The organism is Polaromonas sp., from assembly GCF_029945895.1.
Lineage (GTDB): Bacteria > Pseudomonadota > Gammaproteobacteria > Burkholderiales > Burkholderiaceae_C > Polaromonas.
Genome location: NZ_JAQSDL010000070.1, coordinates 1 through 2351, shown reverse-complemented (window position 1 = coordinate 2351; position 2351 = coordinate 1). Strand labels below are relative to the sequence as shown.

Genomic DNA, 2351 nt, shown 5'->3' with positions numbered 1-2351 from the left:
CATGAGCACGTGATAACTCGGGTGAAACTCCACCTGGTCCACCCGCCGGCCGAAGCGGTCGTGGCTGTGCAGCTGCGGCGTGTGCGTGTTGGCCAGGCGCGCATGCGTTTGCATCTCCGCACTGCCAAGGTTTGCCCCCAGCGCACTCAGCTCCGCCGTCGCCAGCTGCGGCGCATTGAACTTCAGCGCATCGCGCAGGCCGTGGTTGGTGTCGAACAGGTTGTAGTCGACCAGCGGCTCAGGCTGGTTGAAGACTTCGTGGGTCATGTACACATCTCCTTGGCTGGAGGGCCGACGGCTGCAGGTTTAGATTAATTTCACGAGCTGCTTGCCGAAGTTTTTTCCCTTGAGGAGCCCGAGGAAGGCTTCAGGCGCAGCAGCGATGCCCTGGGCAATCGTTTCGCGCGGCTTGAGCTTGCCGGTGCCGACCAGGGTGCCGAGTTCCTTGAGCGCTTCCGGCCAGACTTCCATGTGTTCGCTGACGATGAAACCCTGGATCTTCAGGCGATTCGTCAGGATCAGCTGCGGATACGTCATGGGCAGCGGCTGGCCGTCGTAGCCGGCAATCATGCCGCACAGGGCAATGCGGCCGAAGGCGTTCATGCGCGTCAGCACGGCGTCCAGAATCATGCCGCCCACGTTTTCAAAATAGCCGTCGATGCCATCCGGGCAGGCTTCCTTGAGCGCCTTGGACAGCGAGGCCGCATCCTTGTGCTGCTTGTAGTCGATGCAAACGTCGAAGCCGAGCTCATCGACCGCGTATTTGCATTTGTCCGGTCCGCCGGCAATGCCGACGGCACGGCAGCCACGCGCCTTGGCCAGCGCGCCAAAGGCACTGCCCACCGCGCCAGTGGCGGCGCTGACGACTACGGTCTGGCCGGCTTGGGGTTCAATGATTTTCACCAGGCCGTACCAGGCGGTCACGCCCGGCATGCCGACCGCGCCCAGGTAGTGCGACAGCGGCACGTGCGTGGTGTCGACCTTGCGCAGGGCGCCGGGCTGGTTCGCGTCCACCACGCTGTACTCCTGCCAGCCGCCCATGCCGACCACCTTGTCGCCGACAGCAAACTTCGGATTTTTCGACTCGACCACCTCGCCGGCCGTGCCGCCGCCCATGACCTGGCCGAGCGCCTGCGGCTGGGCATAACTCTTGGCGTCGTTCATGCGGCCGCGCATGTAGGGGTCCAGGCTCATGAAATGGTGGCGCACCAGCACCTGGCCATCTGTCAGGGCCTGGGTGTCGCTGCTGACGAGCTTGAAGTTGCTGGCGACAGCTTCGCCTGTGGGGCGGTTGTCGAGAAGGATTTGCTGGTTGAGTGGCATGGGGTGTCTCCTGGGGAAATGTGGCTTGCTATGGATTTAAGAGCTGCTTGCGCCCATGGAATAAGGGCTGGAGCACGATTTTGCTTGTAAAAATACGTTGGGACCGTTAGTCCGTTGAAATGACGGTCTTGAGCGGGCTCACGTCTTTCGGCCCCACGGCCAGGCGCCTGACGTACTTGAAGGTACCGGTGGCATGCGAGCAGATCCGTCCTTCGGCATCGAACACCGTGCCTTCGGTGAAGGCCATGGTCGCCGTGCGGTGGATCAGCCGGCCCCTGGCCGTGAGCTTGCTGCCGTCGCCGGGGGCCGGCCGCATGAAGCTGGTTTTCATCTCGATGGTCACCACGCCCATGTCCGGCTCCACGCTGCGCGCCGCAGTCGCCATGACCACGTCCTGCAGCGTCATCAAGGCGCCGCCGTGCGTGACATGAAACGAGTTCAGGTGCTCGGGCCGCGGGGTGTAGTCGATCTGAGACGCCCCGCCTTCGAACAGCATGAGCTCGAAACCGAGGTGGTGGACAAAGGGAATCTCGACGCCGAAGTTCATTCCTAGCCGCCCGTTACCGAAGACACGCCGCCGTCGACAGCCATCCACTGCGCCGTGATGTGTTTGCCGGCGTCCGACGCGTACAGCACACACAGGCCCTTGAGATCTTCGTCGTCGCCGAGGCGCTGCAACGGCGCGTGGGCGGCGAGTTTTTCCTCGCCCAGGGCTTTCAGCGTGCCCACGGTCATCCTGCTGGGGAAAAACCCGGGGCAGATGGCGTTGACCGTGATGTTGTACTTGCCCCATTCGCAGCCCAGCGCACGCGTGAAGTTGATCACTGCGCCCTTGGACGTGTTGTAGGCCACGGTGGTCATCTCGGGCGGGTTGCCGCCCAGGCCGGCGATGGACGCGACGTTGATGATGCGGCCGGAACGGCGCGCGATCATGCTGTGTTTGGCGATGTGCTGGCTCAGGATGAAGTAGCCACGGATGTTCAGGTTCATGACCTTGTCCCAGGCTTCGACCGGGTGGTCTTCGGCCG

3 protein-coding genes and 1 pseudogene are annotated in these 2351 nt (G+C 63.2%); all 4 read right to left on the bottom strand.

The genetic code is table 11. From position 1 onward, the window contains the following. A pseudogene (locus PSV33_RS08245) lies at positions 1–273 on the bottom strand (DNA alkylation response protein); the annotation flags it as partial. Between the two features lie 33 nt (positions 274–306). Further along, entirely contained in the window at positions 307–1323 is a 1017-nt protein-coding gene (locus PSV33_RS08240) for an NADP-dependent oxidoreductase (RefSeq protein WP_300560524.1), read from the bottom strand. Positions 1324–1429: 106 nt separating this feature from the next. Further along, positions 1430–1870: a PaaI family thioesterase gene (locus PSV33_RS08235; RefSeq protein WP_300560522.1), complete on the bottom strand. Its 441-nt coding sequence runs from the start codon at positions 1868–1870 to the stop codon at positions 1430–1432. A gap of 2 nt (positions 1871–1872) precedes the next feature. Beyond that, on the bottom strand, positions 1873–2351 hold a 479-nt coding region (locus tag PSV33_RS08230; protein ID WP_300560520.1), incomplete at its 5' end, for an SDR family oxidoreductase.

Bases quoted from the DNA above. Each gene is read 5' to 3' on its own strand.
- PSV33_RS08240 (WP_300560524.1), bottom strand. From the start codon at position 1,323: ATGCCACTCAACCAGCAAATCCTTCTCGACAACCGCCCCACAGGCGAA.
- PSV33_RS08235 (WP_300560522.1), bottom strand. From the start codon at position 1,870: ATGAACTTCGGCGTCGAGATTCCCTTTGTCCACCACCTCGGTTTCGAG.